This is a genomic window from Paraburkholderia antibiotica (genome assembly GCF_012927125.1).
GTDB classification, from domain to species: Bacteria; Pseudomonadota; Gammaproteobacteria; order Burkholderiales; family Burkholderiaceae; genus Paraburkholderia; species Paraburkholderia antibiotica.
Genome location: NZ_JABBFZ010000022.1, coordinates 18673 through 44448, shown reverse-complemented (window position 1 = coordinate 44448; position 25776 = coordinate 18673). Strand labels below are relative to the sequence as shown.

Annotated in this window: 20 protein-coding genes; 17 read left to right on the top strand and 3 right to left on the bottom strand. The window is 59.8% G+C overall.

Translation table 11 applies throughout. The features are described 5' to 3' along the window. Positions 1–75: 75 nt before the first annotated feature. Together HHL14_RS27160 and HHL14_RS27155 are read right to left on the bottom strand one after the other, a co-directional pair. Positions 76–1155 (bottom strand): porin, encoded by a 1080-nt coding sequence (locus HHL14_RS27160; RefSeq protein WP_169500684.1) that lies wholly within the window; start codon positions 1153–1155, stop codon positions 76–78. A gap of 124 nt (positions 1156–1279) precedes the next feature. Then, positions 1280–2536 (bottom strand): cytochrome P450, encoded by a 1257-nt coding sequence (locus HHL14_RS27155; RefSeq protein WP_230413225.1) that lies wholly within the window; start codon positions 2534–2536, stop codon positions 1280–1282. A 149-nt stretch (positions 2537–2685) separates the two neighbouring features. On the opposite strand from HHL14_RS27155, the gene HHL14_RS27150 reads away from it, so the two are divergent. Continuing rightward, positions 2686–3615, top strand: coding sequence for a LysR family transcriptional regulator (locus HHL14_RS27150; protein ID WP_169500683.1), 930 nt, complete (start codon positions 2686–2688; stop codon positions 3613–3615). A gap of 76 nt (positions 3616–3691) precedes the next feature. Here HHL14_RS27150 and HHL14_RS27145 read toward each other — a convergent pair whose 3' ends face one another. Continuing rightward, complete coding sequence (locus HHL14_RS27145; RefSeq protein ID WP_169500682.1) at positions 3692–4423, bottom strand: TetR/AcrR family transcriptional regulator; 732 nt, start codon at positions 4421–4423, stop codon at positions 3692–3694. A gap of 273 nt (positions 4424–4696) precedes the next feature. On the opposite strand from HHL14_RS27145, the gene HHL14_RS27140 reads away from it, so the two are divergent. From HHL14_RS27140 to HHL14_RS27065, 16 genes are all read left to right on the top strand, one after another. Next, positions 4697–5797, top strand: a complete 1101-nt coding sequence (locus HHL14_RS27140) for a porin (RefSeq protein ID WP_169500681.1) — start codon at positions 4697–4699, stop codon at positions 5795–5797. Positions 5798–5851: 54 nt separating this feature from the next. After that, complete coding sequence (locus HHL14_RS27135) at positions 5852–7096, top strand: CaiB/BaiF CoA transferase family protein (protein ID WP_169500680.1); 1245 nt, start codon at positions 5852–5854, stop codon at positions 7094–7096. Between the two features lie 84 nt (positions 7097–7180). Continuing rightward, complete coding sequence (locus HHL14_RS27130; RefSeq protein WP_169500679.1) at positions 7181–8518, top strand: MFS transporter; 1338 nt, start codon at positions 7181–7183, stop codon at positions 8516–8518. 45 nt (positions 8519–8563) lie between these two features. Continuing rightward, complete coding sequence (locus tag HHL14_RS27125) at positions 8564–9724, top strand: 2-hydroxyacyl-CoA dehydratase family protein (protein WP_169500678.1); 1161 nt, start codon at positions 8564–8566, stop codon at positions 9722–9724. Further along, on the top strand, positions 9721–11013 hold the full coding sequence (locus HHL14_RS27120) for a 2-hydroxyacyl-CoA dehydratase family protein (protein WP_169500677.1): 1293 nt from the start codon (positions 9721–9723) through the stop codon (positions 11011–11013). Before HHL14_RS27125 ends, HHL14_RS27120 begins: the two co-directional genes overlap by 4 nt. 38 nt (positions 11014–11051) lie before the next feature. Further along, positions 11052–11963 (top strand): amidohydrolase family protein, encoded by a 912-nt coding sequence (locus HHL14_RS27115; RefSeq protein ID WP_169500758.1) that lies wholly within the window; start codon positions 11052–11054, stop codon positions 11961–11963. Between the two features lie 111 nt (positions 11964–12074). After that, positions 12075–12905, top strand: coding sequence for a p-hydroxycinnamoyl CoA hydratase/lyase (locus tag HHL14_RS27110; protein WP_169500757.1), 831 nt, complete (start codon positions 12075–12077; stop codon positions 12903–12905). A gap of 78 nt (positions 12906–12983) precedes the next feature. After that, complete coding sequence (locus HHL14_RS27105; protein WP_329601738.1) at positions 12984–14435, top strand: aldehyde dehydrogenase; 1452 nt, start codon at positions 12984–12986, stop codon at positions 14433–14435. 106 nt (positions 14436–14541) lie between these two features. After that, positions 14542–16452, top strand: a complete 1911-nt coding sequence (locus tag HHL14_RS27100) for a feruloyl-CoA synthase (RefSeq protein WP_407945312.1) — start codon at positions 14542–14544, stop codon at positions 16450–16452. Between the two features lie 118 nt (positions 16453–16570). Further along, positions 16571–17071, top strand: coding sequence for a MarR family winged helix-turn-helix transcriptional regulator (locus HHL14_RS27095; protein WP_169500675.1), 501 nt, complete (start codon positions 16571–16573; stop codon positions 17069–17071). A gap of 653 nt (positions 17072–17724) precedes the next feature. After that, complete coding sequence (locus HHL14_RS27090; protein WP_169500674.1) at positions 17725–18927, top strand: CaiB/BaiF CoA transferase family protein; 1203 nt, start codon at positions 17725–17727, stop codon at positions 18925–18927. A 43-nt stretch (positions 18928–18970) separates the two neighbouring features. Next, positions 18971–20146, top strand: coding sequence for a 2-hydroxyacyl-CoA dehydratase family protein (locus HHL14_RS27085; RefSeq protein WP_169500673.1), 1176 nt, complete (start codon positions 18971–18973; stop codon positions 20144–20146). Positions 20147–20234: 88 nt separating this feature from the next. Next, positions 20235–21383, top strand: a complete 1149-nt coding sequence (locus HHL14_RS27080) for a 2-hydroxyacyl-CoA dehydratase family protein (protein ID WP_169500672.1) — start codon at positions 20235–20237, stop codon at positions 21381–21383. Between the two features lie 56 nt (positions 21384–21439). Continuing rightward, complete coding sequence (locus HHL14_RS27075) at positions 21440–22807, top strand: MFS transporter (protein ID WP_169500671.1); 1368 nt, start codon at positions 21440–21442, stop codon at positions 22805–22807. A gap of 17 nt (positions 22808–22824) precedes the next feature. Further along, positions 22825–23817, top strand: coding sequence for an NAD(P)H-quinone oxidoreductase (locus HHL14_RS27070; protein ID WP_206002547.1), 993 nt, complete (start codon positions 22825–22827; stop codon positions 23815–23817). Positions 23818–24079: 262 nt separating this feature from the next. Then, positions 24080–25762, top strand: a complete 1683-nt coding sequence (locus HHL14_RS27065) for a benzaldehyde dehydrogenase (RefSeq protein WP_206002540.1) — start codon at positions 24080–24082, stop codon at positions 25760–25762. Positions 25763–25776 lie beyond the last annotated feature (14 nt).

Here is a 25776-nt window from a genome sequence, read left to right as displayed (position 1 = left end):
CGCGTCGTTTTGTCGAAAAACGTTGAGGCAACGTTGCGGCGTGCCCCAGTAATGGCGCCGCGTGCCGATTGGGGATTAGAAGAACGTGATCATTCCGACGCGAAGCACTGACTGCGCGTCACCGGAGGAAGGTGCGGTTGCGCCACCAGGGAGACCGACGAAGCCATGGTAGACATTCACATTAGAGGACCTGTTGATTGCCCCAATCGCGTAGACCAAGGTCCGTTTACTCAATGCGTAATTGGCACCAGCTGTGACCTGACGGAGCGTCGTGCCCACACCGGCGGCATTGGTCACTACGGCCTGCTCAACGGCGATACCAGCGTGAGTGGCAACATTGACCTGATAGTCGACACCAAACTCAAGTGGCTGATTTCTTGCGGGCGACCAGCGGCTACTTGCGTTCGCATAACTGCCCAAAAGCGTGAAGTCGCCGAGCTTGTAATTTGCCTTGATGCCGAGCACCCGGTTCGCGGTATTGCCGGACTGGGCGGCACTCAGGTGGTCTTGGGTCCATCCCACGCCGACATTGATCGGCCCTTGGTGGTACGACAGAAGCGCCGAATCCATGCGGGTCGATGTACCGTTGTCGGTACTTCCGTCGCTGAAGCCGTGCATATAGCCAACCGTCACGGGTCCCCAGTCTTTAGTCCATTTTGCCGTGTTGTTGTAATTGGTGCCGCCAAAATGGCTGTCGATGGGACCGATGTTCCCCGCGGTCCCTCCAGGACCGCCGGCCACGCCGGCTATGACGGGGCCCGCAAAGAGTTCAGCGCCGAGAGGCAAACTAGTCACATAGAGAAAGTCGTACTGGCGACCGAGGGTAAGTCGGCCATAGGGACTTTCAACTCCGAGATAGCTCTGCCTGCTAAAGAAGGAACTGCTATTCCCGGCCGTACCCGTGGTCGGGCTGACACCACTTTCGAGGCGAAATATTGCGGCATAACCGCCACCGAGATCTTCGCGACCGAGAAAACCGAAGCGGCCAGCTTGCCAGATGCCGGAATTGGCATAGACAGCCGAATGACCCCCGACGTTGTTGACGTAGGAAATGCCCGCATCAAGCAGGCCATAAAGCGTAACACTGCTCGATTGCGCGTAAGCGCTCATTGGCATCACGGCAGCCAGAAGCAGCGCCCATTTTGTTCTTTGCACAACATGTCTCCTTAACCCTTGATTTTAGTAGTTACGTCTACCGCACCAATTCTTTGCCTGGTTAGCTGCGGATCAGTCGTTGCCGGTTCCTGGCCGGTTTATGGTTGTTATGGAAGAACGGCGACTACGCGACTTGAAATCGAATCGGTACGCAACTTGGTCCTAGCTCGGGAAACGGACTCATCGTTATTTCGCCCACGACATCGAAGTCGGTCGTATGCTTGAGCAGTTCCTCAAGCGCTATCTGAAGTTCGTATCGAGCCAGATGCGCGCCCGCGCAATAATGTGGGCCGCGCCCGAATGCAAGGTGGTCCTTGATGTTCTGACGGTCGATTTGAAATTCGGCAGGGCAATCGAATACTTCTTCGTCGCGATTCGCCGAAGAGATAATCATTGCAATTGCTTCGTCCTTGAGAATGGTCCGGCCGCCGAATTCGACGTCTTTTGTTGCCGTTCTGGCGAATCCTCGATAAGGCGTATAAAGGCGCAGGAACTCCTCGATTGCGGCCGGAATTTTCTCTGGATGAGTACGCAAATAACGCTGCAATTGCTTGTCGCGGGCAAGATGGATGCCCATATTTCCCATCATGATCATCGGTGCCACGATTCCGACCACGAGCACCTGGCGAATTGCGCCGACGATCATGTCCTCTGGTAAGGGCTTGCCCTCGCTGGTTGCGGCGAGAAAGGAACTGACGGGATCGACGTCAGGATCCATGGGGTGCGCCTTGCGCATTGCCACAAGAGTGCGCGCCATGTCGTAGAGGACGAAACTGGTCTCCTTCATCTGCCCGGCCTCGGCCGAGCGTACGGCATTGATGAAAGCGGGCCCTGCCTGACTGAGCTGCGCCTCGAGGTCCGCCGGAAGATTCATCCAGAGGCTGAACACTTTCACCTGAAACTGACTCGCGAACTCGTTACAGATGTCGCCTTGTCCGCGCGCTAGCAGTCCCAGCAACTCCTTGTGTATGCAGGCCCGGATTTCGGGTCCCAGCGCGCGGACTTTCTCGTCGGAAAGCAGTGGATTCAGGGCGGCGCGATAGGGCGTGTGCTCAGGCGGATCAAAGTGCAGAGGTGGACGCCGACCGGAGAATGCGACCTTGGGTACGACGTTCTGGACCGATGTGATGAACGTCGCGGAATCGCTCAACACACGTTGGACGTCCGCATACTTCGTTAGCGCCCAGAAGCCGCCATATGCTTCGCTATGCGCGACGGGGCATCGAGACCGGAGCTGTTCATACGTCTCGTGAGCGCTACCAAAGATTTCCTTAACGAGGGGGTTGTAGTCGTCGGAGCGGTTCGGAATGTCGGCCATGAAGAAGTCTGAAGATGCGGATAAATGACAGCGTTGACTGTTGGTGATGAGGCGGCGACGCATCGGTCATGCGCCGGCTTCTGTTTGCAGGTTTCCGAAGATCGCTTCCGGTTTCCCTGTGGGATCACCGCCATGTCTTACGTGCACGAATGCTAGTCGCAAGCTCACTTAAGGTATATTTAGATTACCTTTGATAGTCATCAGAATCCCTTATGCCAGATCTGCCTGCGCGTCTTCAAAAGTTACGTGTGCGTGACCTTCTGCTCCTCGAATACATTTCGGAATCGGGATCGCTTCAGCGGGTGGCGGAACGGCTGCATATCACGCAGCCGGCCGTCACGATGGCGGTGCAAGCGCTCGAGGACGCATTTGGCGCGGCGCTCGTGCAGCGGGGGCGACGTGGCGTCGCCTTGACGAGGCTCGGGGAAGCGGTATTGCGACGTGTCGTGGTGGGTCGCAAGGAACTGGCTGAGGCGTATGCGCTGGCTTCAAATCCTGAGGCACCTCACATTCGACTTGGCTGTTCACCTATTGCATCGCTTCGGTTGCTGCCCAAGGCGCTGGAAAGGCTGTTTGGCGAAGCAGGGCACGACGAGTTCAGAATGTCTCTCACCGAGTCGGCCGTTCCGGTTCTGTGGGACATGCTCGAAAAAGGGGATCTGGATGCGATCGTGTGCGCGATGCCAGGCGCGGCGCAGATGGACTTCACGAGACCCGGCATCGCGCTGGAGACCGTTGGATTGGAGCGGATGGTGATCGTGGCCAGTCGACGCAGCGTGGTTGCCGCTGGCCGGGCGGATATGGCGACCCTCGCTGCGCAGCGGTGGATTCTGCCACCCAAAGGCTCTCTCGCTTATCCGATGTTGGCGGAATGGTTTGCGCAGGCGGGGCTGCCGCCGCCGCTTGCGACGATAACGTCCGCTTCATTCCAGACCAGTATTGCAATCGCCAGCAAGGTCGGGATGGTGACGCTCGTGCCAGAATCGGCGGCACTCGACATGGCCGACACTCTCGAGATAGAGATCATCGAGACCGACAGCGAATGGCGGCAGGCTTCGCTGGTATTTGCATATCGGACTACCAGCGAATGCCAACCTGTCGTCGCCACACTGCGCGCGTGCTTTTCCGCTGGCGCGCCTTGAAGGCGCAAACGAGTTCGGAAGCCGAGCGAAAACTCCTTGCCGAAAACGACGCGGCTCTTCCGTGCGAGCCGATCAATTAACCGGCTTGGGCTGGCGTTTGGGCATGTCGAGAGTCGGAAGCGTGTGAAGCGTCCGCTTCTTGCGTGACGAGCGAAGACGGCAGATTCGCCAGCTCCTTGCCGATCGACGTCCGCAGCCGCGAGGCATCGACGAGGCCACCCGCGATCAGATCGAAGAACACGTCGACGATGCCGTTGAGCGTGACCGGGCCGGCCGGGTCGTACCAGTGCGTGAGCCAGTTACACATGCCGAGAATCGCAAACACGACGAGCTTAGGATTCTCCGTCGGCCGCAGCACGCCCGCCTCCGCGCCCTCGCGGATCAACTGCACCCAGCACTCCTCGTATTTCTTGTAGAGCGGACGGACTTCCTTGTGGACCGACTGGCGGTCGTCGTGCGCAATGCCGCGCAGGCCGACTGTCACGGTGTCGAGCGCCACGCGGTCGAAGAGTCGGATGTGGTGTTGCAGCGCGAGGAACAGCTTCGTGACTGGCGTAACGTCGGCCGCGAGGATTCGCTCCATGCCCGCGACGAGCAGCTGGTTGTTCGGGCGCACCAGCTCGATCAGGATGTCGCCACGGCTCGGGTAGTAGTAGTAGACGTTTTCCCGCTTGATACCGCACGCCTGCGCAATGTCGTTGATCGACGTATTCGCAAAGCCTTTGCGCTCGAACAGTTCGCGCGCGCTCGCCAGGATGTCTTCCCGCCTCTGCTGCGACTTCTGCGTCTTTTGCAAGCGCTCGCTCATGAGCTCTCGTCCCCTCGGTGATTTGTTTCGGCCGTATTTTACACCCCGGAAAATTTACGAAGTGTAAAAAATGACAGCCAAGACTTGGGCGTGCTGTATGTCGACCCGCTCGCCATTCCCGGATTTCGGCGTGACATGTCCCGATTTGCTACTTTTTCGTTGTTTTCTGTCGTTCGTCTTCCACAGTAGCAAATACCCTGGATTGACCGTTATTTTTACGGTGCGTAAAAATAGAGCTAATCAAACCACAACGACACTTGGAGACTGACGGAGATGAGAAAGACGCTTGGCGCGCTCGGGGCGTGCGCAATTTCGGGGTTGGCGATGGCGCAATCCGCGCCCGCACCGGCCAGTACCGACACGGGAAGTTACGTGCAGCTTTACGGCCTGCTCGATATCGGCGTGAACTACACGACGCGCGCGGCGAGCGGTTCGTCGAGCGGCTCGCTCTATTCGCTGACGAGCAGCGTAATGCAACCGAATCGATGGGGGCTGCGTGGCTCCGAAGATCTCGGCGGCGGTCTGCGCGTGATCTTCACGCTCGAAAGCGGCTTCTTTCTCGAGAACGGGACCGCGAGCCAAGGTCTGATGTTCAGCCGCAACTCCACCGTCGGCCTGGCCGGCAACTGGGGCGAAGTGCGGATGGGTCGCCAGTTCGACTTCATGTACGACCTGGGCAGCTATTCGGGCATCGTCAATGTCTCCGGCGGCATGGCCGGCTCCGCACACACCTATGGCGTCGACAACCGGCTCGACGGCGTGAAGGTCAACAACTCGATCCGCTACCTCGGTCAGTTCGCGGGCTTTAACGTCGGCGCCATGTATGCGCTGGGTGGCGTGGCCGGGCACCCGGGCGCGAAGGACGCGCAAAGCTTCACGCTCGGTTATACGAACACGCGCTTTTCCATCGACGCTGTCTACACCGACGACCACAATCCGGAATTTTCTCCGCTGCTTTCACCATGGCTGTCCAAAGCGTCCGGCGTAAAAAATGCTGGTATCGGCGCATATTTCAATGTCGATGAGAAAACCCGCGTGTTCGCGCTCTATACGTACTCGCGCGCGGAGAGCCTCGCGAACAAGTCGAATCTCTACACGGCTGGCGCGTCATACCGCATCGCGCCGGACCTGAGCGTCGGCGCCGACTACACGTTGGTCTATACGCGCGATTCGGCGAACGCGAAGGGTCGTCTTCAGCAAGGCGACGTCGGTATCGACTACCTGCTCTCGAAGCGCACGGACGTCTACACAGGCTTCACTTATCAGCGCGTGACCGGCGCGAACACCATTGCGTTTGCATTCCCCGCCACGAACTATCCGTCCGACGGCAACACGCAGGGCGTGTTCCGCATCGGCCTGCGCCATCGCTTCTAGCGCGGCACTGAACGCGTACACCAGATTCATACTCGTAACCGCAGACCGAACTACATGAACGCATCCCAGCCTCGTCCGCTAGAAGGACTCACCATTCTCGATCTGACCACTGCCCTCGCCGGCCCCTATGCGACGCTTCTGCTCGCAGGGCTCGGCGCGCGCGTCATCAAGATCGAGAATCCGTCGAATCCCGATACGATGCGCAACAACGCTCCGTACCTTGGCCGCGATGGCGTGACCCTGCAAAAGCGCGGCGTCGACGATCTCTCGCTCTCGTTGCTGGAGCGCGGGCGCAACAAGCTCGGCGTGACGCTGAACCTCAAGAGTGAAGAGGGGCGCGCGATGTTTATCGATCTCGCGCGTCACGCCGACGCGGTGGTCGAGAACTTCAGCGCCGGCACGGCGGACCGGCTCGGCATCGGCTATGCGGCACTTTCGCGGGTAAATCCTCGACTCGTCTACACGTCGATCAGCGGCTTTGGCGCCGACGAACTCGGCGGGCAGAATCGCGCGATGGACACCATCGTGCAGGCGCTCTCCGGCCTCATGATGACTTCGGGCCTCGTCGGCGACGCACCCGTGCGCGTGGGCGTGCCGATCGGCGATCTTTGCGCGCCGCTGTATGCGACGATCGGCACGCTCGCGGCGCTATTGCAGGCGCAGCGCACCGGGCAGGGCCAGCATGTGGACGTGTCGCTGCTCGGCGCGCTCACGAGTGTGGTGGCCTGCGAACAGTCAGATGTGATGGAGCGCCTTGGGCAATCCACGCGCACCGGCAACACGCTCACGCGCCTCGCGCCGTTCGGTGTTTTTGCCGCGGCCGATGGCCATGTCGCGATCTGCTCGCCCACCGACAAATTCGTGGCCGCGCTGTTCGGCGCGATGGGCACCCCCGATCTCGCGAAGGACCTTCGCTTCAGTTCGCGCGACCAGCGCGTGAAGCATGCGGACGAGCTGCACGCGCTCGTCGAGGCATGGACCTTGACGCTGCCCACCGCGCAGGTCGTCGAAACGCTCGGCGCGCTCGGCGTGCCCTGCGGCGAAGTGCGCACGCCGGGCGAAGCCGTGCGCGACGCGCGCGCGCTGCGGCGCGGCGAGACCACGCGCCTTGAACACCCGCAATATGGCGAGGCCGACGATGTCGTCGTCACCGGCCTGCCGATCCGCATGTCGGGTGCTTTCACGGGCTTTGATCGTCCGGCGCCACATCTGGGCGAGCACAATGCGTCGGTCTACGCCGAACTGCTCGGCCTCAGCGACGAGCAGCTGCGCGCGCTGGCCGCGCGCCAGGTGATCTAGCGCCGCAAGGCGCATGATGAATACCAACCCACTCGAGGCCGGCGCGACCCGAAGGCGCGACCCGCCCAACCCCGGAGGAGACTGATGCAAACCGAAGTCGATGTGATGCGCAAGGTGGTCTGGCATATCGTGCCGCTGATCTTCGTGCTGTTCATTTTGAACTCGATCGATCGCGTCAACGTGAGCTTCGCCGCCTTGCAGATGAACGCGGAACTCGGCTTCACGCCGCGAGTGTATGGATTCGGCGTGGGCATGTTCTTCGTGAGCTATCTGCTGTTCCAGATTCCGATTGCGTTCGCCGCGAGGCGCTATGGCGTGCGCGTGTGTCTCGGGCTCATGAGCATCGCGTGGGGGCTGGCTGCGGCGGGCATGTCGCTCGTTCACACGCCCACGCAGTTCTACGCGCTGCGCTTTCTGCTCGGCGTGACCGAAGCGGGTTTTGCGCCGGTCACGCTGTACTACTACAGCGTCTGGATTCCGGCTCAATACCGTGCTCGCGTGACGTCGAAAAACACAATTGCGATCGCGGTGTCGATCGTCATCGGCGCGCCGCTCTCGGGCTGGCTCATGACGTCGACGCACACGCTCGGCGGCCTCTCCGGCTGGCGCTGGATGTTCGTCGCCGAAGGCGTCGTGCCCGTGCTACTTGGCCTCTACACACTGCTGCGTTTGCCGGAGACGCCACACGACGCGGCTTGGCTCGGCGCTGATGAACGCGCGCTGCTGCTGGCGAGACTCGACGCGGACGCCGGCGCGCACACCACGCACGCTGGCAGCGCCGCACGCGTGAGCGCGCTGCCGCGCACGGCGGGCAGCTTGCGGCTGTGGGCCTGCGCCGGTGCGTGGTTCGCGCTGACGATGGGCGTCTACGGCATCATCTTCTGGCTGCCTCAGGCCATCAAGCATCTGTCGCACTTCGGCGACTTCACGGTGGCGGTGCTGGCGGCCACGCCGTGGGTGTTCGCAGGCGTGGCGATGTGGCTCAACGCGCTGCACTCGGATCGACGCACCGAGCGCCTGTGGCACGTCGTGTTGCCGACGCTGGTCGGCGCGTTCGGTCTCGCGGCTTCGGTGGTGGCCGGCGCCGGCGCGAGCGCCTACGCGATGCTGCTCGTCGGGCTGATCGGTCTTGGCGCGGCGCAGGCCGTGTTCTGGGCCGTGCCGATGGACTTCCTGAAGGGCGCGGCCGCCGCAGGCGGATTCGCGCTCATCAACCTGTGCGGCAACCTCGCCGGACTCATCGGGCCGAATGTCATCGGCTGGATCCGGCAGACGACGGGCTCGTTCGAGAACGTGGCGTACTTTCTGGCCGCTGTGCTGCTTCTCGGCGCGTTGCTGCTCGCGCTTGCGCTGCGTCCGCGTGGCGCGGCCGGCGAGATGAACGGCGATGGCCGCTCTGCGCGCGTCGGCAACTCGGACTGACATGCGCGCGCGCCCGTTTCTCTCCATGCAGAACCTCTTGCAGACATGACTGAAAATCTTTACACGCCTGATGCGATTCTCGAGGCGTTCGACGCCATCGAGCTGGCCGCGTCGCCGGACGGTCGCAAGACAGTTGGCTATGTTTCGCTGAATGTGCCAATCGAGCTGATCGAAGCCGCGGGTTGCGTGCCGCGGCGCCTCGTGCCGCGACTGCACGCGCTCACGCCGAACGCCGACCGTTATCTCGACGCCTGCTTCGACGGCGCGACGCGCGCGTTGTTTGAGCAGTTCCTGAACGGCGAATTCGTGGACTGCGACCTCGTCGTCATTCCACGTACTTCGGAAAACTACCTCCAGCTCTACTACTATCTTCTCGAAGCGCAGCGGCTGGAACCGCAACGCGCGATTCCGCCGCTTCATCTGTTCGACCTCCTGCAAACGCCGTATCGCGCGAGCGCGCGGTATGTGCGCGATCAGGTCGAGCGGCTGAAGGCTCGTCTCGATGCGCTCAGCGGTTGCGCGACCGGGACCGGCGCGCTTTCCAGCGCCGTGCAAGGCGCCAATGCGCATATTGCGCAGTTCGACGCGCTGGCGACGCTGCGCAACGCGCAACCTGCGCGGTTGAGCGGTTCGGCTGCATTGCGGATCGTGGGCGCGCTCGGACGCATGCCGCGTGCGCGGCATGCCGCGTTGCTACAGGCGTTGTTCGACGCGCGCGAATCGCTACCCGTATCAGATGGACCGCGTATCGTCGTGAAAGGCTGCGCGCAGGAGCATGGCGCGCTTTACCGGTTTGTCGAGGAGTGTGGAGCAGTTATCGTCGCCGACGAGCATCTGGGTGGCCAGCTTGCAGTCGGCGGTGCGTTCGACGAAACGCTTGAACCGCTCGACGCCATCGCGCATCGCTATCGACTGCGTTCGCCGAGCCTGCGCCGCTACCCGCAGGCCGAAGACGACGCGCGCTTCATGGCAGCGGTGCGCGCCGCGTGTGCCGATGGCGTGATCTTCTGGTACGAAGCCAACGACGACGTGCTCGGCTGGGACTACCCCGACCAGAAAGCAGCGCTCGACGCGCTCGGCGTGCCGTCGCTTCGCCTGCTGCACCAGCCATACAGCGAGGCGCCCGATGCAACCACCTGCGTCGAAATCGCCGTGTTCATCGATAGCTTGCGCGATCGCGCCCAACCCGAAGGAATCCGCCAATGAGCGCGACGCGCCAGGACTACACCCCGCTGCGCACGACGCAGATCGGCCGCGATCATCAGAAACAGTGGTTCGCGAATTTCCGCCGCGGCGTGCTCGAACAGAACCAGCCGTACGTGGTCGCGGGCGCGGTGACGCCACACGAGATTCTCGACGTACTCGGCATTCCTGTCGTTTCCGATGTCTGGTATTCGTCGATCATTTCCGCCAAGCAGATGGCGCCGCACTACTTCGACGTCATGGACCGGCTCGGCTACCACGAGGGCCTGCCGCGTTACACGAGCCTGCCGCTTGCCTGCACGCTCGACAACGATCCGGCGAGCGCGCCTTATGGCGGATTGCCCAAACCGCTCTTCGTACTCGAACGCCTGCGTGGCGACTACGCTCAGCGCATTACGGAGAAGTGGGCGAAGGCGTTTGGCGTGCCGCATTATGTGATCGATGCACCGTCGTCGACGCGCCTCGATCTGCGCTGGTTCGAGCGCGGCATGCATGACTGGGAAGACCTCTACGAGACGCACCGGCTCGATTTCCAGGTCGAGCAGCTCGAGTCGCTGATCCGGTTCGCGGAGACACTGAGCGGCCGCACCTTCGACGAGGCTGAATTCACGCGCCAGATGCATCGCATCAATCGCGCGGGAGAACTCGTGGCCGAGGTGCGCGAGCTGCTCGCGGCCGCGCCGCGCAGCGTTGTGCCGTTGCCCGAGCAACTCGCGACCGTGATGACAGCAACGTGGCATCGCGGCTCGCAATGGTCGGTGGACTTTCTCACGCAATATCGCGACGAGGTCACGCAACGGGTCGCGCAAGGCGATGCATTCTGTCCGGACGAACGCGTACGTCTGCTATGGCTTAACAACGGGCTTTGGCACAACACTGGGTTTTATCGCAAGTTCGAGGCGAAATACGGTGCGACGTTCGTCTGGTCCATGTACTCCGACTTTCTCTCGGACGGCTATCGCAAGTATTTTTCAGGTGATCCGATGCGCGCGCTGGCGGCGCGGCACATCAGCATGAACGAGCAACTGCATCTGCCGGGCTGGATGAGCGAATGGATCGTCGACCAGGCAAAGCGCTGGGGTGTGCATGGCGCGGTAATGCTGGTGCCGAAGAATGATCGCCTCTCCGCGTTTGGAGCGCGGCACACCGCACGCATGCTGGAAGCCGCGGGTCTGCCAGTGGTCGAACTGGAGGCGAATATGGTGGATTCGCGTCAGTGGGACGACGCAGCGATGACCCAGCGCGTCGAGCAGTTTATTGAAACGAGGGCACTCAGCACACCGTTCAAGTGAGTCCGCTCACCGCACGCTTACCCGCAAAGGAACGCAAGATGGATATCGCCAACCTCGTCGCAATCGACACGCACGTTCATGCCGAAGTCTCCTGTTGCGAGCCGCCGGATCTCTTCGGCAAGGAATTCGATGAGGCCGCGGACAAATACTTCGGCACCGTGTTGAAGAAGGGGCGCCGCCCCACGATTCCGGAAACGATCGAATTTTATCGTGAGCGGAAAATCGGCCTCGTGATGTTCACTGTCGACTGCGAATCGCAACTCGGGCGCAGGCGCATTCCGAACGAAGAGGTAGCGCGTTTCGCGGCCGATAACCGCGACATGATGATTGCGTTCGCCAGCATCGATCCGCACAAGGGAAAAATGGGTGCGCGCGAAGCGCGACGTCTCATCGAGGAATATGGCGTGCGCGGCTTCAAGTTCCATCCGACGCTGCAAGGATGTTATCCAAACGACCGGATGGCTTACCCGATCTATGAAGTCATCGCCGAGCACAAATTGCCCGCGGTGTTTCATAGCGGCCACTCCGGAATGGGGAGCGGCATGCGCGGCGGTGGCGGCCTGCTCCTGAAGTATTCGGAGCCAATTCACCTCGATGAGGTCGCGGCCGACTTTCCCGACATGAAGGTGGTGATCGCGCACCCTTCCTGGCCGTGGCAAGACCAGGCGCTGTCGATCTGCCTGCATAAACCCAATGTCTATATTGATCTGTCCGGCTGGTCGCCGAAATATTTCGCGCCGCAGTTGATCCAGTACGCGAACACACTGCTGCGGCACAAGATGCTGTTTGCGTCCGACTTCCCGCTGATTCGCCCTGATCGCTGGTTGAGCGACTTCGAAACAGTGGGTTTCCGGCCCGAAGTGCATTCGTTGATTCTGAAAGAGAACGCGATCGATCTGCTGGATCTGCGCGCACCCGCGTCCCTTCGGTCGATACCGGGCCACGGGTAATTACCAAGAATTTAAGGATTGCTTGTCAGGATGCCTGATACTATACTCTTTCTCAGGTTGCCTGATATAAAACGTCGGGCGAAATCTTACCTATACGCAGGAGTGAAGAGCATGGCTAGCTACGAAGGTCGTTGGAAAACAGTTGACGTAAAGGTTGAGGGTGGAATTGGCTGGGTGACGTTCAATCGTCCCGAGAAGCGCAACGCGATGAGCCCGACGCTCAATTCCGAGATGCTGCAGGTTCTCGATGCGCTGGAGCTCGACGCTGCCGCGCGCGTCGTGGTGTTGACCGGCGCTGGTGCGGCGTGGACGGCAGGGATGGATCTGAAGGAGTATTTCCGCGAAGTCGACGCGGGCCCCGAGATTCTGCAGGAGAAGATTCGCCGCGACGCTTCCGAATGGCAATGGCGCCGCTTGCGCATGTACGCGAAGCCGACCATCGCAATGGTGAACGGCTGGTGCTTCGGCGGGGGTTTCTCGCCGCTGGTTGCATGCGATCTCGCGGTGGCAGCGGACGAAGCTGTATTCGGCCTGTCCGAAATCAACTGGGGCATTCCGCCGGGCAATCTGGTCAGCAAGGCTATGGCCGATACCGTCGGACACCGTAAGGCTCTGCACTACATCATGACGGGCGACACTTTCACCGGTATCGAAGCCGCTGAAATGGGCCTCGTCAACAAGAGCGTGCCGCTTACACAACTGCGCGAGGAAACGCTCGCGCTTGCCGCCAAGCTGCTGGAAAAGAACCCGGTGGTGCTGCGTGCCGCAAAGCATGGCTTCAAGCGTTCGCGAGAGCTGACCTGGGAACAGAACGAGGACTACCTGTACGCCAAGCTCGATCAGGCGCAATTGCGCGATCCGGAGCACGGTCGTGAACAGGGTCTCAAACAGTTCCTCGATGACAAATCGATCAAGCCCGGCTTGCAGGCGTACAAGCGATAAGTCGTTACGGAGGCAGCCGGAACGCCGCGAAAGTAGACGTTCCGGATATCACACAAGACATACGAGGGGACAGTAATCGTGAGCGAAGTGAGTATGTTGATCGGCGGCCGGGATCGCGCCGCTTCCAGTGGCGCGACGTTTGTGCGCCTGAATCCGGTGAGTGGCGACGTGGCGTCGCGAGCACCCGCGGCGACGTTGGCCGACGCCGATGCCGCCGTTGACGCCGCCGCCGCTGCATTTCCCGCCTGGTCCGCGCTGCTGCCGACCGAGCGTCGCACACGCCTGCTCAAGGCCGCAGAGCTGATGGACGCACGAACCGGAGAGTTCATCGCGCTCGGTATCGCCGAAACCGGAGCGATGGCGAACTGGTACGGCTTCAACGTGCATCTGGCCGCCAATATGCTGCGCGAAGCCGCCGCGATGACCACGCAGATCGACGGCAGCGTGATTCCGTCGGATACGCCCGGCAGCATGGCGCTCGCCGTGCGCCAGCCGTGCGGCGTGGTACTGGGTATCGCGCCCTGGAACGCGCCGGTGATTCTCGCGACGCGCGCGTTGGCCATGCCGTTGGCGTGCGGCAACACCGTGGTGCTGAAGGCGGCTGAGGCGTGTCCTGGCGTGCATCGACTGATCGGTACAGTGCTGCAGGAAGCCGGGCTCGGCGACGGGGTGGTGAACGTCGTGACCAATGCACCGGAGGACGCGGCCGCGATTGTCGAACGGCTGATCGCGCACCCGGCCGTGCGTCGTGTGAATTTCACGGGTTCGACGCACGTGGGCCGGATCATCGCGATGCATGCGGCGAAGCACCTGAAGCCCGCATTGCTCGAACTCGGCGGCAAGGCACCGTTGCTCGTGCTCGACGACGCCGACCTCGATGCCGCTGTCGACGCGATCGCGTTTGGCGCTTTTTTCAATCAGGGGCAAATCTGCATGTCGACGGAGCGTGTGATCGTGCATCGCAGTGTCGGCGATGCGCTGGTCGAAAGGCTCGCAGCGAAGGCTCGCACCCTGGTTGCACGCGCACCCACCGACGACAATGCCGTGCTCGGCTCGATGGTGAGCGCGCAGGCGGCGCAACACGTCGCGGCGCTGATCGACGATGCACGCAGCAAAGGCGCGACGATTCTGGCGGGTGGGCCGGTGGAGGGCGCGATCATGCAGCCAACGATCGTCGACGGGATTCAACCGGACATGAAGCTGTATGCAGAGGAGTCGTTTGCGCCGGTTCTGACGGTACAACGCGTGGATAGCGATGACGAAGCCGTGCGTATTGCCAACGACAGCGAGTTCGGTCTGTCGGCGGCGGTATTTAGCCGCGACATCGCGCGTGCGATGGCGGTGGCGAAGCGGATCGAATCGGGGATCTGCCATATCAACGGCCCGACCGTGCACGACGAAGCCCAGATGCCATTCGGCGGAGTCAAGAGCAGCGGTTATGGCCGCTTCGGCAGCAAGGCCTCGATTGCCGAGTTCACCGATCTGCGCTGGATCACGATTCAAACCGGGCCACGCCACTACCCAATCTAAGACGTTCGCTTCAGATGCAAGGTGTCGAACCAAGGCAACCCGGCAGATAGCGGAGAGGTCGCGCGCATTGCGAGGCGCACGACCGCCAACAGAGGAGACAGACAAGGTGAGTTTCGAGCCGACTCAAACGGAAAAAACTGATGCGGGTCAAACAGGCGTCGTGACTGAGCCGGTCGCCACCGCTCCGTCGTATCGCGGTGTGCGGGTCAGTTCTGCGCCGGCGCATGTGCGCCGCGACGGCGAGCATTGGTATCTGCAATCGACCGAGCGACTTGGCGAGTATCCGCGCAGCCTGACCGAGCGTCTGGTTAGCGGCGCGCGCGCGCATCCCGAACGCTGGCTGGTTGCCCGCCGCGGCGCCGACGGCGCGTGGCTGGGCGTCAGCTATGCGCAGATGCTGGCGGATGCCCGCGCGATTGGGCAGGCACTCCTCGATCGCGGTCTGAGCGCCGATCGGCCGCTCATGATCCTTTCGGGCAACAGTATCGAGCACCTGCAGTTCGCGTTGGGCGCGATGTTTGCCGGCGTGCCCCATGCGCCGATTTCACCGGCGTATTCGCTGGTATCGAACGATCACGCCAGGTTGCGCTATGCGATCGAACTGCTTACGCCGGGTGCGGTATTCGCGGCGGACGGTGATGCCTTCGCTGCCGCGATCGCGGGCGCAGTGCCGGACGATGTCGAAATCATCACGCACAGCGGCACCGCTGGCCGGGAAAGCACACGACTCGCCGAACTCCTGCGGACCGTGCCGACTAGCGTCGATGCTGTCCACGACGCGATCGATGCGGATTCGGTCGCCAAGTTTTTATTCACGTCGGGCTCGACGCGGCTTCCGAAAGCCGTGCCGACTACGCACCGCATGCTGTGCAGCAATCAGCAGATGCTGTTGCAGACCTTCCCGGAATTCGGCATCGAACCACCCGTTCTGATGGACTGGCTGCCATGGAACCATACCTTTGGCGGCAGTCACAACGTGGGTATTGCGCTCTACAACGGTGGCACGCTCTATATCGATGACGGAAAACCGGTCGGCAGGAATTTCGCCGAAACCGTGCGAAATCTGCGAGAGATCGCGCCGACGATTTACTTCAACGTTCCAAAAGGTTGGGAAGAACTGACTATCGCGCTCGAAAGCGATGCCCAGTTGCGCGAAACGTTTTTCTCACGCGTCAAACTTTATTTCTTCTCTGGCGCCGGACTGTCGCAAGCCGCGTGGACCCGGCTCGAACGCGTGACCGAACAGTACTGCGGCGAGCGGATCCGCATCATGGCGGGACTCGGCATGACCGAGACGTCGCCGTCCTGTCTTTTCACGACGGGACCGATCATGAGCGCGGGCTACATCGGCGTGCCCGCGCCCGGCTGCGAGGTCAAGCTCACCCCGGTTGACGGCAAGCTCGAGGCGCGGTTTCTCGGCCCCCACGTGATGGCGGGGTACTGGCGGATGAATCCGGATGCCGGCGCGGGCACGTTCGATGAAGAGGGCTTTTACTGTAGTGGTGACGCTGTCACTTTCGTCGACGTACAGCGTCCGGAAGTTGGTTTGACGTTCGACGGCCGCATTGCTGAAGACTTCAAGCTCAGCTCGGGAACGTTCGTGAGCGTCGGGCCGATGCGCGCGCGCGTGGTATCGGAGGGGGCGCCCTATGTGCAGGATGTGGTTGTGACGGGCATCAATCGCGGCGACGTCGGTTTGCTCGTGTTTCCACGCCTCGACGAATGCCGTGCGCTCGCAAACCTGTCTGCGACAGCGGACGCAAAAGAGATCGTGGAGTCCCCTCGTGTGCGTGGCTTTTTCGCGGCTATGCTGGCGCGATTGAACCGCGGTGCGACCGGGGGTGCGACCCACATCGCGCGTTTGCGCCTGCTTGATGTACCGCCATCGCTGGACCTTGGCGAGGTCACCGACAAAGGATCGATCAATCAACGCGCGGTGCTCGCACAACGAGTGGATTTAATCGAGGCGATGTACGCTCGCGGTAACGACGATTCCGCCGTGCTTTACGCGGCTTAACAGGAGCGGTGAAAGACACTCGCTGTTTGCGATAGCAGACAACGACCATTTGGCGCGATACTCGGCAGATGGCTAATCGCGGTAACATCGTCTATCAACGTCTGACAGGCTTGCCGCAATGACCGCCAAAACCAGGGGAAAATTGGCCGCCGTTACTATCACAAATCCTGGCGCGCCAGCACTCGGCCGGAGAGCGGCGAGTCGGCCGCGCCTGACTTACCTCATCGGCAGCCTCGACCGGATTCTGCGGCGCAGAATGACGGATGCGCTTTCGCCAATTGGCCTCACACTTGCGCAATTTACCGCGTTGTCAGTGCTCGAGGCGAGAGGCAAGGCGTCGAACGCGGAACTGGCAGAACGATCGTTTATCACGCCTCAGTCGGCAAACGAGATCATGAGCGTGATGGCGGCGCGTAAATGGATTACACGCGAATCCGATCCCAACCACGGGCGTATTGTCCTGCTGCAAATGACCGACGAGGGGCGCGAAGTGCTGCATAAGTGCTCCAGAGTCGTGGAGGCTGTCGAGGAGGAAATGCTGGGGGGCGTGGATCTGGACGATGCGGCGCGCGTACGAGCGGCGCTGGAGTTGTTTGGACGAAACTTACGCCGCGAGTGACGGAAACGGGTTCGAATTGGTTGTCGCGCCGTTTCGGGTGATGCGCGCTTATTGCGCGGGTTACGAATGCGATGTGCAACCTCATTCACCCGACAATTGAACTAGCGCACCTCGCAGTCTTTTTTGTTTGGCCGGCAATCGTCGAAAAAAATTGGTCCGAGCCGAACTCAGCGCTGCAATGACAAGCACCCCTGACAGCGATCCAACCCCGTCAGCGCAAGTCCACGCCAGGCAGCAAGAAATCCCGGCCGAAGTTGAATGCCTTCGCGTCGCATAGTCCCAATGGCCGCCGTTGGTGTCACCACGCCAACTCCCGAAATCCCGGCAATTGCCCGGCACGCTTGTTTCTCTTTCATCCACGTCTGGACTTCGACTCGGCCTGAATTCGGCTTTCCCCCGAAATAGTTGGACCCCCTGTCGCTGGCACAAGCGAAGAAGGTAGCGTGCCGTCGGTCTCACGTCGCGCGCGAACACATGCCACGGAAAACGGAAGTCTGTGCGCTCGCACGCAATATCCGTTCGCGCATATGAAAGTCAAGGGGGCGAGGCGACGGTAGATTACAGGCAAGCGTCGCATGGTCAAATCGCGTTATCCGCCTCGGCGGGGCCGCCAACGAATGCACACCCGCTGAACACATAACTGGAGACGGACAATGAACGGAGACGGACCGCTTGCGGGTCTCGTAGTAGTAGATATGGGCCAATTGCTGGCGGCTCCTGAGGCGGCTATGTTGCTAGCCGACTTCGGTGCGACTGTCATCAAGGTCGAACCACCCACGGTGGGGGATATTTCGCGGAAATCCGGATGGGAGGTCAATGGGACTTCGGTTTGGTGGCGTTGGCTCGGTCGCAACAAATACGCGGTCACCATCAATATCAAGGACCCGCGTGGACAGAAGCTGGTAAGACGTCTGATAGATGGCGCAGACGTGCTCATCGAGAACATGCGGCCGGGCAAACTCGAGGCCGCGAATCTTGCGCCGGAAGACTTGCACTCCACCAATCCTGATCTGGTGATTCTTCGTGTTACAGGATGGGGCCAAACCGGGCCTTATTCCGACCGCGCCTGCTTCGGCACGCAAGTCGAAGCGATGAGTGGCTTTGCCGCCGCAAATGGACAACCCGACGGGCCCCCGACGCTGCCCACCTTTGCCATCGCCGACGCAGCCGCCGGATATCTTGGCGCCTTTTCAGTGATGACCGCACTGCATGGTCGCGACAAGCATCCTGAGAAGCGGGGCGAGGTTATCGATTTGTCGCTGATGGAGGCGATGTTCGGTCTGCTCGGCCCGCAGGCGTCGGCCTATAGCGCACTCAAAGCGATGCCGCAGCGAATCGGCAGCCGCTCGCCGATGGGTGCGCCGCGCAATATTTATAAAACTCGCGACGAGCGTTGGCTGGCGATTTCGTGCACGGCTAATCGTATTGCTCACCGGGTCTTCACTCTCATCGGACAGGGGCATTTGCTCGATGACCCGGAATACAGCACACCGGAAGGCCGTCTTCGGAACGTGGACAAGGTTGACGAGCTGGTGCAGGCATGGGTTGGCGCACGGGACGGTAACGACGTTATCGGTCAATTCTCCGCTGCCGGTGCCACGGTGGCGCCCGTCTACACCATTGCCGACATTGAAGAAGACGAGCACTTCGCCAGTCGAAAGATGATTGTTGACGTACCGATGGAAAACAACGAATCACTGCGGATGCAAAACGTCTTTCCTCGTTTCCAGCATAACCCTGGGTCGGTCAAGTGGAGCGGGCGCGAACTCGGCGCAGACAACACGGCAGTGTTCATGGAGCGCCTCGGCCTCTCCCAGCAGGAATTCGAAGAATACAAGCGCGACGGCGTCATTTGATTCAAAGAAACAAGAGGGCGCCGGTCTAGGTGGAGAGACGAAAATGAGTGTGGCACTTTTACAGCTTGAGAAACATTATCGTGAGCGGGACCTGCGTGCGAGGACCTGGAAGTCGAACGGAGGGAAGGTCGTAGGGTATTTCGGCGAGACCGTTCCCGTCGAGATGATTGCTGCCGCGGGTTTTCTGCCCTATAGACTGAGCGGCAATCATGCCGCCCCAGTCACCCATCTTGGGAAACATTATTTTCCTTACGCGGACAAGTCGGTTCCGGGTTCACGTGTAATGAGCCTCGAGTTCGTCAATTCGATGCTCGATATGCTGTTGTCCGGCGCCTACGACTTTGTCGACTATCTGGTTATTCCGAATTCGCGTAAGGCGATACTCGCAATTCACTCGCATCTCACTGCCGCTCGCGCGGCGGATCCTGGCTTGCGGATGCCGGAACTGTACATTCTTGACCGAACCATCACCTCGTCCTACGTGTCGTCCGAATACAACCGGGCGCGGATATTTGAATTCAAGGAGCAATTGGAACGATGGTCCGGTCGCGGTCTGACAAACGAGGCACTCGAACACTACATCGCTCTATATAACGAAAATCGATCGTTGCTGGGGAAAATTGACGGCTTGCGCACGAAATTTTCTCCAGTGCTGAGTGGCGTTCAAGCATTGCACGCCTACGGTGCGGCGAAATTTATTCCCGTCGAAGAACACAGCTCTCTTCTTCGCCATGTTATTGATGAAGCGGCCGATTTTCCGCCGCGTGCGGGTGCACGAGTATTCGTAACAGGCAGCCCACTGGACTACACCGACCTATACGAACGCATTGAGGAAGGTGGCGCAACGGTGGTGTCGGAAAACCATTCATGGGGTATGCGGTGTGCCGGACGGACAGTCGACACCGATTGTGCGCCGATGGACGCAATCGCCGATGCATACCATAAGACCCCCGGATGCACGACTTATCCGCTCGCTGAGTCGGTGCGAGCCTGTACAGAGCGGGCGCTTGAGTCAAAGTCTTCCGTTGCGGTTTTTTTCGTATATCGGCACGACGATGCGCAGGTATTCGATACGCCCGACGAGATAGCTGCGCTAGTGGCAGTAGGAATAGAAAGCGTCTACCTCTCCGAACAACCGTATCGTTTTGACTATACGCAGCAGAGTGCGGAGAAGATCCGCAACCTGCTCGACGATGCGGCACCCTCTGCTAACGCTTAAACATCACACGGCTCTTACAATGGCACTTCCGATAGTTGAGCAACGCCTCGAATCCGTGAACAGGGTTCGGGCTCATCAGCGCGCCTGGATGAATCAGACACGCGCCCGTGTCATGGCGGGTGAACCCTTCGCGATCTGCAATGGCGACGAGTTCGAGGAAATATTCATTGCGATGGATATTCCGGTTCTTGCAATCAACTACTGGAACTTTCTAATCGGTGCCAAAGAGCAGGGGCCGCATTACACGAAGGTGTTGAACGACCGTGGTTATGTCGGGGAGCATTTCTTTGGATGGGGACTCGCTTCCACGATGAGTCCGGAGAACGCCCCATGGGGTGGTCTGCCCAAGCCGTCGCTGATTTGCGGAAGCGTGCGCAGCGAAATGGAATTGCGTGTGACGGAATTGTGGGCACGGGAGTTCGGATGCCCATGCTATCCGCTGGATTTCAGCTTCCCATCGCCGCCTTTTCAGGCGCTACCCGAAGATTGGTGGAACTACACCCGTAACGAGTGGGACAAGCTGGTCGATCCGGCGAGGTTGCGCCTGCGCGTTCAACAGGAACGGACCCTGACGAACTACGTTGAGCAGCTTACCGGACGAAACCTGAGTGTCACCGAGCTGGTTCGTTCGATGGATCTATTGAACAGGCAGATGGATTATTGGGCAAACGCCAGGACGTTGATTGGTAGCGCTCCAAAATGTCCGGTACATATTCGCGACCAGATGTCGATGTACCAGGCAATGTGGCATCGAGGCACCGAAGTCGGACTGGACTTGGTTAGGGACTACTACCAGGAAGTCGAAGGGCGGGTCAAGAATGGAATTGGCGCGTACAAGCAGGAGAAGTTTCGTCTTTACTATCACAGCCAGATTCCCCCCTGGCACGACTACATCGAAGAAAAATATGGGGCTGTGACAGTCGCCAACTTTTACAGCGGCATACCGGACCTGTACGCCCGAACGGTTCGCGACAACGATCCGTTCGAAGCACTTGCCGCACGCCATCTCTTCCTGTTTGGCTTCAATGCGGCACGTATCGTGAAAGAAGCGGTGGAGCATCGTTGCGACGCGGTGATTGTTATCGAGGCCTTCAACGAGGGCTATCCGTCCATCGAACAGAGTCAGGTCGAAGCGGCAGGGATTCCCTACCTGGCTCTGCCCAGGGAGGCGGATGACGCGCAGATTCGTTCACTACTCGAGAATTTCATCGAACAACGGCTTTTAAAACAAAGATAAACCTAGCAAACCATGACAGACGGGATACATCTTGCCGTCGGACCAAGGAGACAGGAGTGACCCCTCAGACAGAAGGCATCGTGGTTCCGGTGCCAGTAGTGAAACGCATATTTGCCCGAGTCGTTTGGCCGCTCTTTACCTTGTTCCTGGCGGGCGCCATAGACCGTGTCAACCTCAGTTTCGCTGCGTTGAAGATGAATGGGCAGTTGAACTTCAACCATGAAGTTTACGGTTTCGGCGTGAGCATTTTTTTTCTCGGCTATCTTCTTTTTCAGATGCCGAGTCTCTACTTGCTTAGAAAGATAGGTGTGGCGCGGTGGTGTTTTGTCGTAACCGCATCGGCAGGAATTATCGCCACCTTGATGGCGTTCGTTGCGACCCCTCTGCAATTCTATTCACTACGTTTCCTTCTGGGTGTTGCTGAGGCGGGGTTGGCACCAGGAATCGTCTATATCGTCGGCGTCTGGGTTCCCCGTAGCGACCGGGCGGCTGCTATAGCACGTACTCAGCTTGCCGCACCGATTTCAATCATCTTTGGTGGCCCGCTTTCTGGATGGCTGATGACGCGGCTTCACAGCACAAACGGTCTTGCTGGTTGGCAGTGGATGTTCATCGCGGAAGGGCTGCCGACGATCTGCCTCGGCGTTCTTCTTTTCGCTCTGATGCGTGACAAGCCAACCCAGGCGAAATGGTTGTCACACAAAGAGGCGGTTCTGGTGGAGAGCGTGCTGGCTGAGGAGCAAGCGGCACTGCAAGAGCGCGTGATCGTCGGCTTTCGCGATGTACTTACCGACATTCGTGTATGGTGCGCCGCAGGTGTATGGCTGACGCTTATCCTGGCTTCATACAGCCTAAGCTTCTGGCTGCCGTTGGTCGTCAAACAGACGTCCGGTCAGAGCGACTTGAACGTTGGATTTCTCAGCGCGTTGCCATGGCTTGGCATTGGTTCGGGGATGCTGTTCAATGCGCGCCATTCCGACAGGACGGGAGAGCGATATTTTCACATCGGCGTGCCTGCGATACTTAGCGCCATTTTCTTCGCGCTTTCCCTCGCCGCACACGTTGGTATTCTATCGCTGCTCTTTCTCGTTCTCGCAGGGTTTGGACTGGGTTCGGCGCAGTCGGTATTCTGGACAATTCCGTCGTCCATTTTTGGACGTGGCGTCGTTGCCAATGGACTGGCCCTCATCAATATTTGCGGTTCCATCGGCGGCATGGTCGGCTCGAGCCTTATCGGCGTAATACGTCAGAATACGGGCTCTTTTACGCCAGCGATTCTAGGCATATCCGCGACGCTCGCATTCGGTGCACTTCTGCTTATTCCCATCGCCCGCGCTTCGCAGGCAAAGCGCCACGCGATTCCGCCCGCGAGGCCACTGCCTGGCAACGCCCGCTCAGAGCCCACTGAAGAGAGTTATGAATGAATCACATCGCTGAAAATATGTACGCAGTCGAAATTGAGAACGCCGGCAGGAACGGCAAGCTGAAACTTACGCGACGACCGACACCGAGCATGGGTGACCGCGACGTATTGATCGAAGTACATGGCGCAGGCGTAAATCGCCCTGATGTACTTCAACGTCGAGGCTACTATCCGCCGCCGCCAGGCGCGTCCGACCTGCCTGGATTGGAGGTGGGTGGTGTAGTTGTCGCCATCGGAAAACGTGTTTCGAGGTTCGCCTGTGGAGACAGGGTGTGTGCGCTGCTAGCTGGCGGCGGATATGCCGAGTACGTCTCAGTGCATGAAGGTCACGTTCTACCGGCCCCTGCGGGACTTTCCCTGATAGAGGCAGCAAGCCTTCCCGAGACGGTGTTTACGGTTTGGGCAAACATGGTGACGCGAGGCCAATGCAAGGCAGGCGATACCGTTCTCGTCCATGGCGGGACCAGCGGTATCGGCGTGACGGCTATTCAGATTGCGACTGCGCTTGGTGCTTCGGTTATCGCTACCGCAGGCTCGAAAGAGAAAGCTACGGCCTGCGAGAAGCTAGGAGCCAAACTGGGTGTGAATTACCGCGAAGAGGATTTCGTGGCGTCGGTTCTTGAGGTCACCGATGGTCGGGGTGCCGACGTCATTCTCGATATCGTCGGCGGCGAATACGTGGAAAGAAATCTCCGGGCTGCAGCAACCAATGGGCGCGTCGTCAGCATTGCTTTCATTGGCGGAGTGAAAGGCGAGGTAGACCTGAACCTTGTGATGAAAAAGCGGCTTCTATTGACGGGGTCGACGCTTCGGTCGGCGCTGGTCGAAGAGAAGTCCGAGCTTGCTTCGGAGGTCATGCATCATGTGTGGCCCATGTTTGACGCGAACACATTGCGGCCGGTGGTGCATAAGGTCTTTCCTCTGGGAGAGGCGCAGTTGGCGCACGAATTAATGGAACGTTCGGAGCACATTGGGAAGATCGTGCTCGATGTACGCTCAGCACGCGCGTGATACCGGGCCGTGGATTGTACCAATCAGTAACGCTGCGCCGTTTGAATCATCCGGTTCACCGCTACCACTGATAGCCGTCGCGTCGTGGCGGCAGACATTCCGAGCGCGACACGAGGGCGAATAGCACCGAGACATACGCCATCCGAACGTGCGTCAGCCATTTATCGGCACTAACGTTCTCGTCACGCGTATACATCTTTTTGATGCTTCATAAAACATTATCGCAATGTCAACCACTCGCTATCTATGGATGCGAGTGGGCTTGAGCTTTCCCGTCGCCGTTTCACTATTCCAGGGAAATTACTCTTCAATTGCGATTTCGCACAGAGACCGTCATGAGTCGGCATATGGCTGGGGAGAACCCTGGCCGTGCGCTCCAGCTAAACGAAATTGCGCGAATGAGAAAGAGCAAACCTTTTGCATTGCGTATCTTCATCTCAACGGCCCGCACGGCGAGTTGCTGCGGAGTGACATTGAGATTGGGAGACTGACGATGCATGGTAGGAAGGATGGGCTACTGGCAGCTGCGACATGGGACCATGGTGACGCTGAAACGGGATTTGAAGTCACCGACAAGGCGACGGGCGAAGTCATTGGAAAAGTCGCGTTGAGCCGTGCAAGCGATGTGAGCACGGCGGCGTGGATTGCAAAAAGCGCGCAGCAGGCGTGGGCAGTGACATCACCCGCAGAGAAAGCGGCCGTTTTCAGGCGAGCCGCAAATCTTCTGGAAACCCACTATGAAGAGGTGCAGCAATTCCTGATGAGGGAGGCGGGGGCGACGAAGGCTAAAGCGGACTTTGAACTACGTCACATGACGCTTGGAATTCTCCATAACGCCGCCGCGATGGTCAACGAGCCCCAAGGACTTGTTCTCCCGGCGAGTTCGGGAACGTTAAGCCTGGGACGTCGGGTTCCACACGGCGTCGTCGGCGTCATTGCACCATTCAACGTGCCGGTCGTACTCGCAATACGCGCGGTCGCGCCGGCATTGGCAACAGGCAACGCGGTACTTCTTAAGCCAGATCCGCAGACGGCCGTGAGCGGCGGCCACTTGATCGCGCGGCTCTTCGAGTTGGCGGGTTTGCCCGAGGGCGTTTTTCATGTATTGCCGGGCGGCGCCGACGTTGGCGAGGCATTGTGCACGGACGTCAACATATCGATGGTCGCATTCACCGGTTCTACGTCAGCAGGCCAGCGAGTAGGGGAGTTGTGCGGCCGGCATCTGAAAAAAGTATCTCTGGAGTTGGGCGGGAAAAATTCCATCATCGTTCTGGCTGACGCAGACGTTGAGCTCGCAGCCAGGAACATTAGTTTTGGCGCATTTCTGAATCAGGGGCAAGTGTGTATGGCTGTCGGGCGAGCACTCGTTCACCGCTCGCTCATGCCGAAGATGACCGAACTCCTGGTTGCCACCGCGAAGTCGCTTCCAGTAGGCGACCCGTCCAGCCAGGATGTTGTCCTTGGACCCCTCATCAATGCCCGGCAGGTGGCAAACGTCGACCGCATTGTGCACTCTTCGGTGCGCGACGGCGCGGTGGTTGCCGCGGGCGGAACGTTTGAATCTCTCTTTTACAAACCGACGATCCTGTCCAACGTGCGGCCGGGCATGGCCGCCTTTGAAGAGGAAATTTTCGGCCCGGTCATTCCACTGACCAGTTTTGAAACAGATGACGAGGCCATTCGCCTTGCCAATCAAACCGAATACGGCCTCTCGGCATCTGTGATTTCGTGCTCCGTAGGACGCGCGATGAAGGTTGGCCGACAACTGAATGTTGGGCTGCTTCATATCAACGACCAGCCGGTGCACGATGATCCGCACGTGCCGTTTGGAGGCCGGGGATTCTCGGGTAATGGGACCAGCATTGGAGGCCCTGCAAACTGGGACGAGTTCACCCAGTGGCAGTGGATGACGGTCAAAGACAGCGCTCCGCAGTATCCCTTTTGAACTCCCTCCAACTA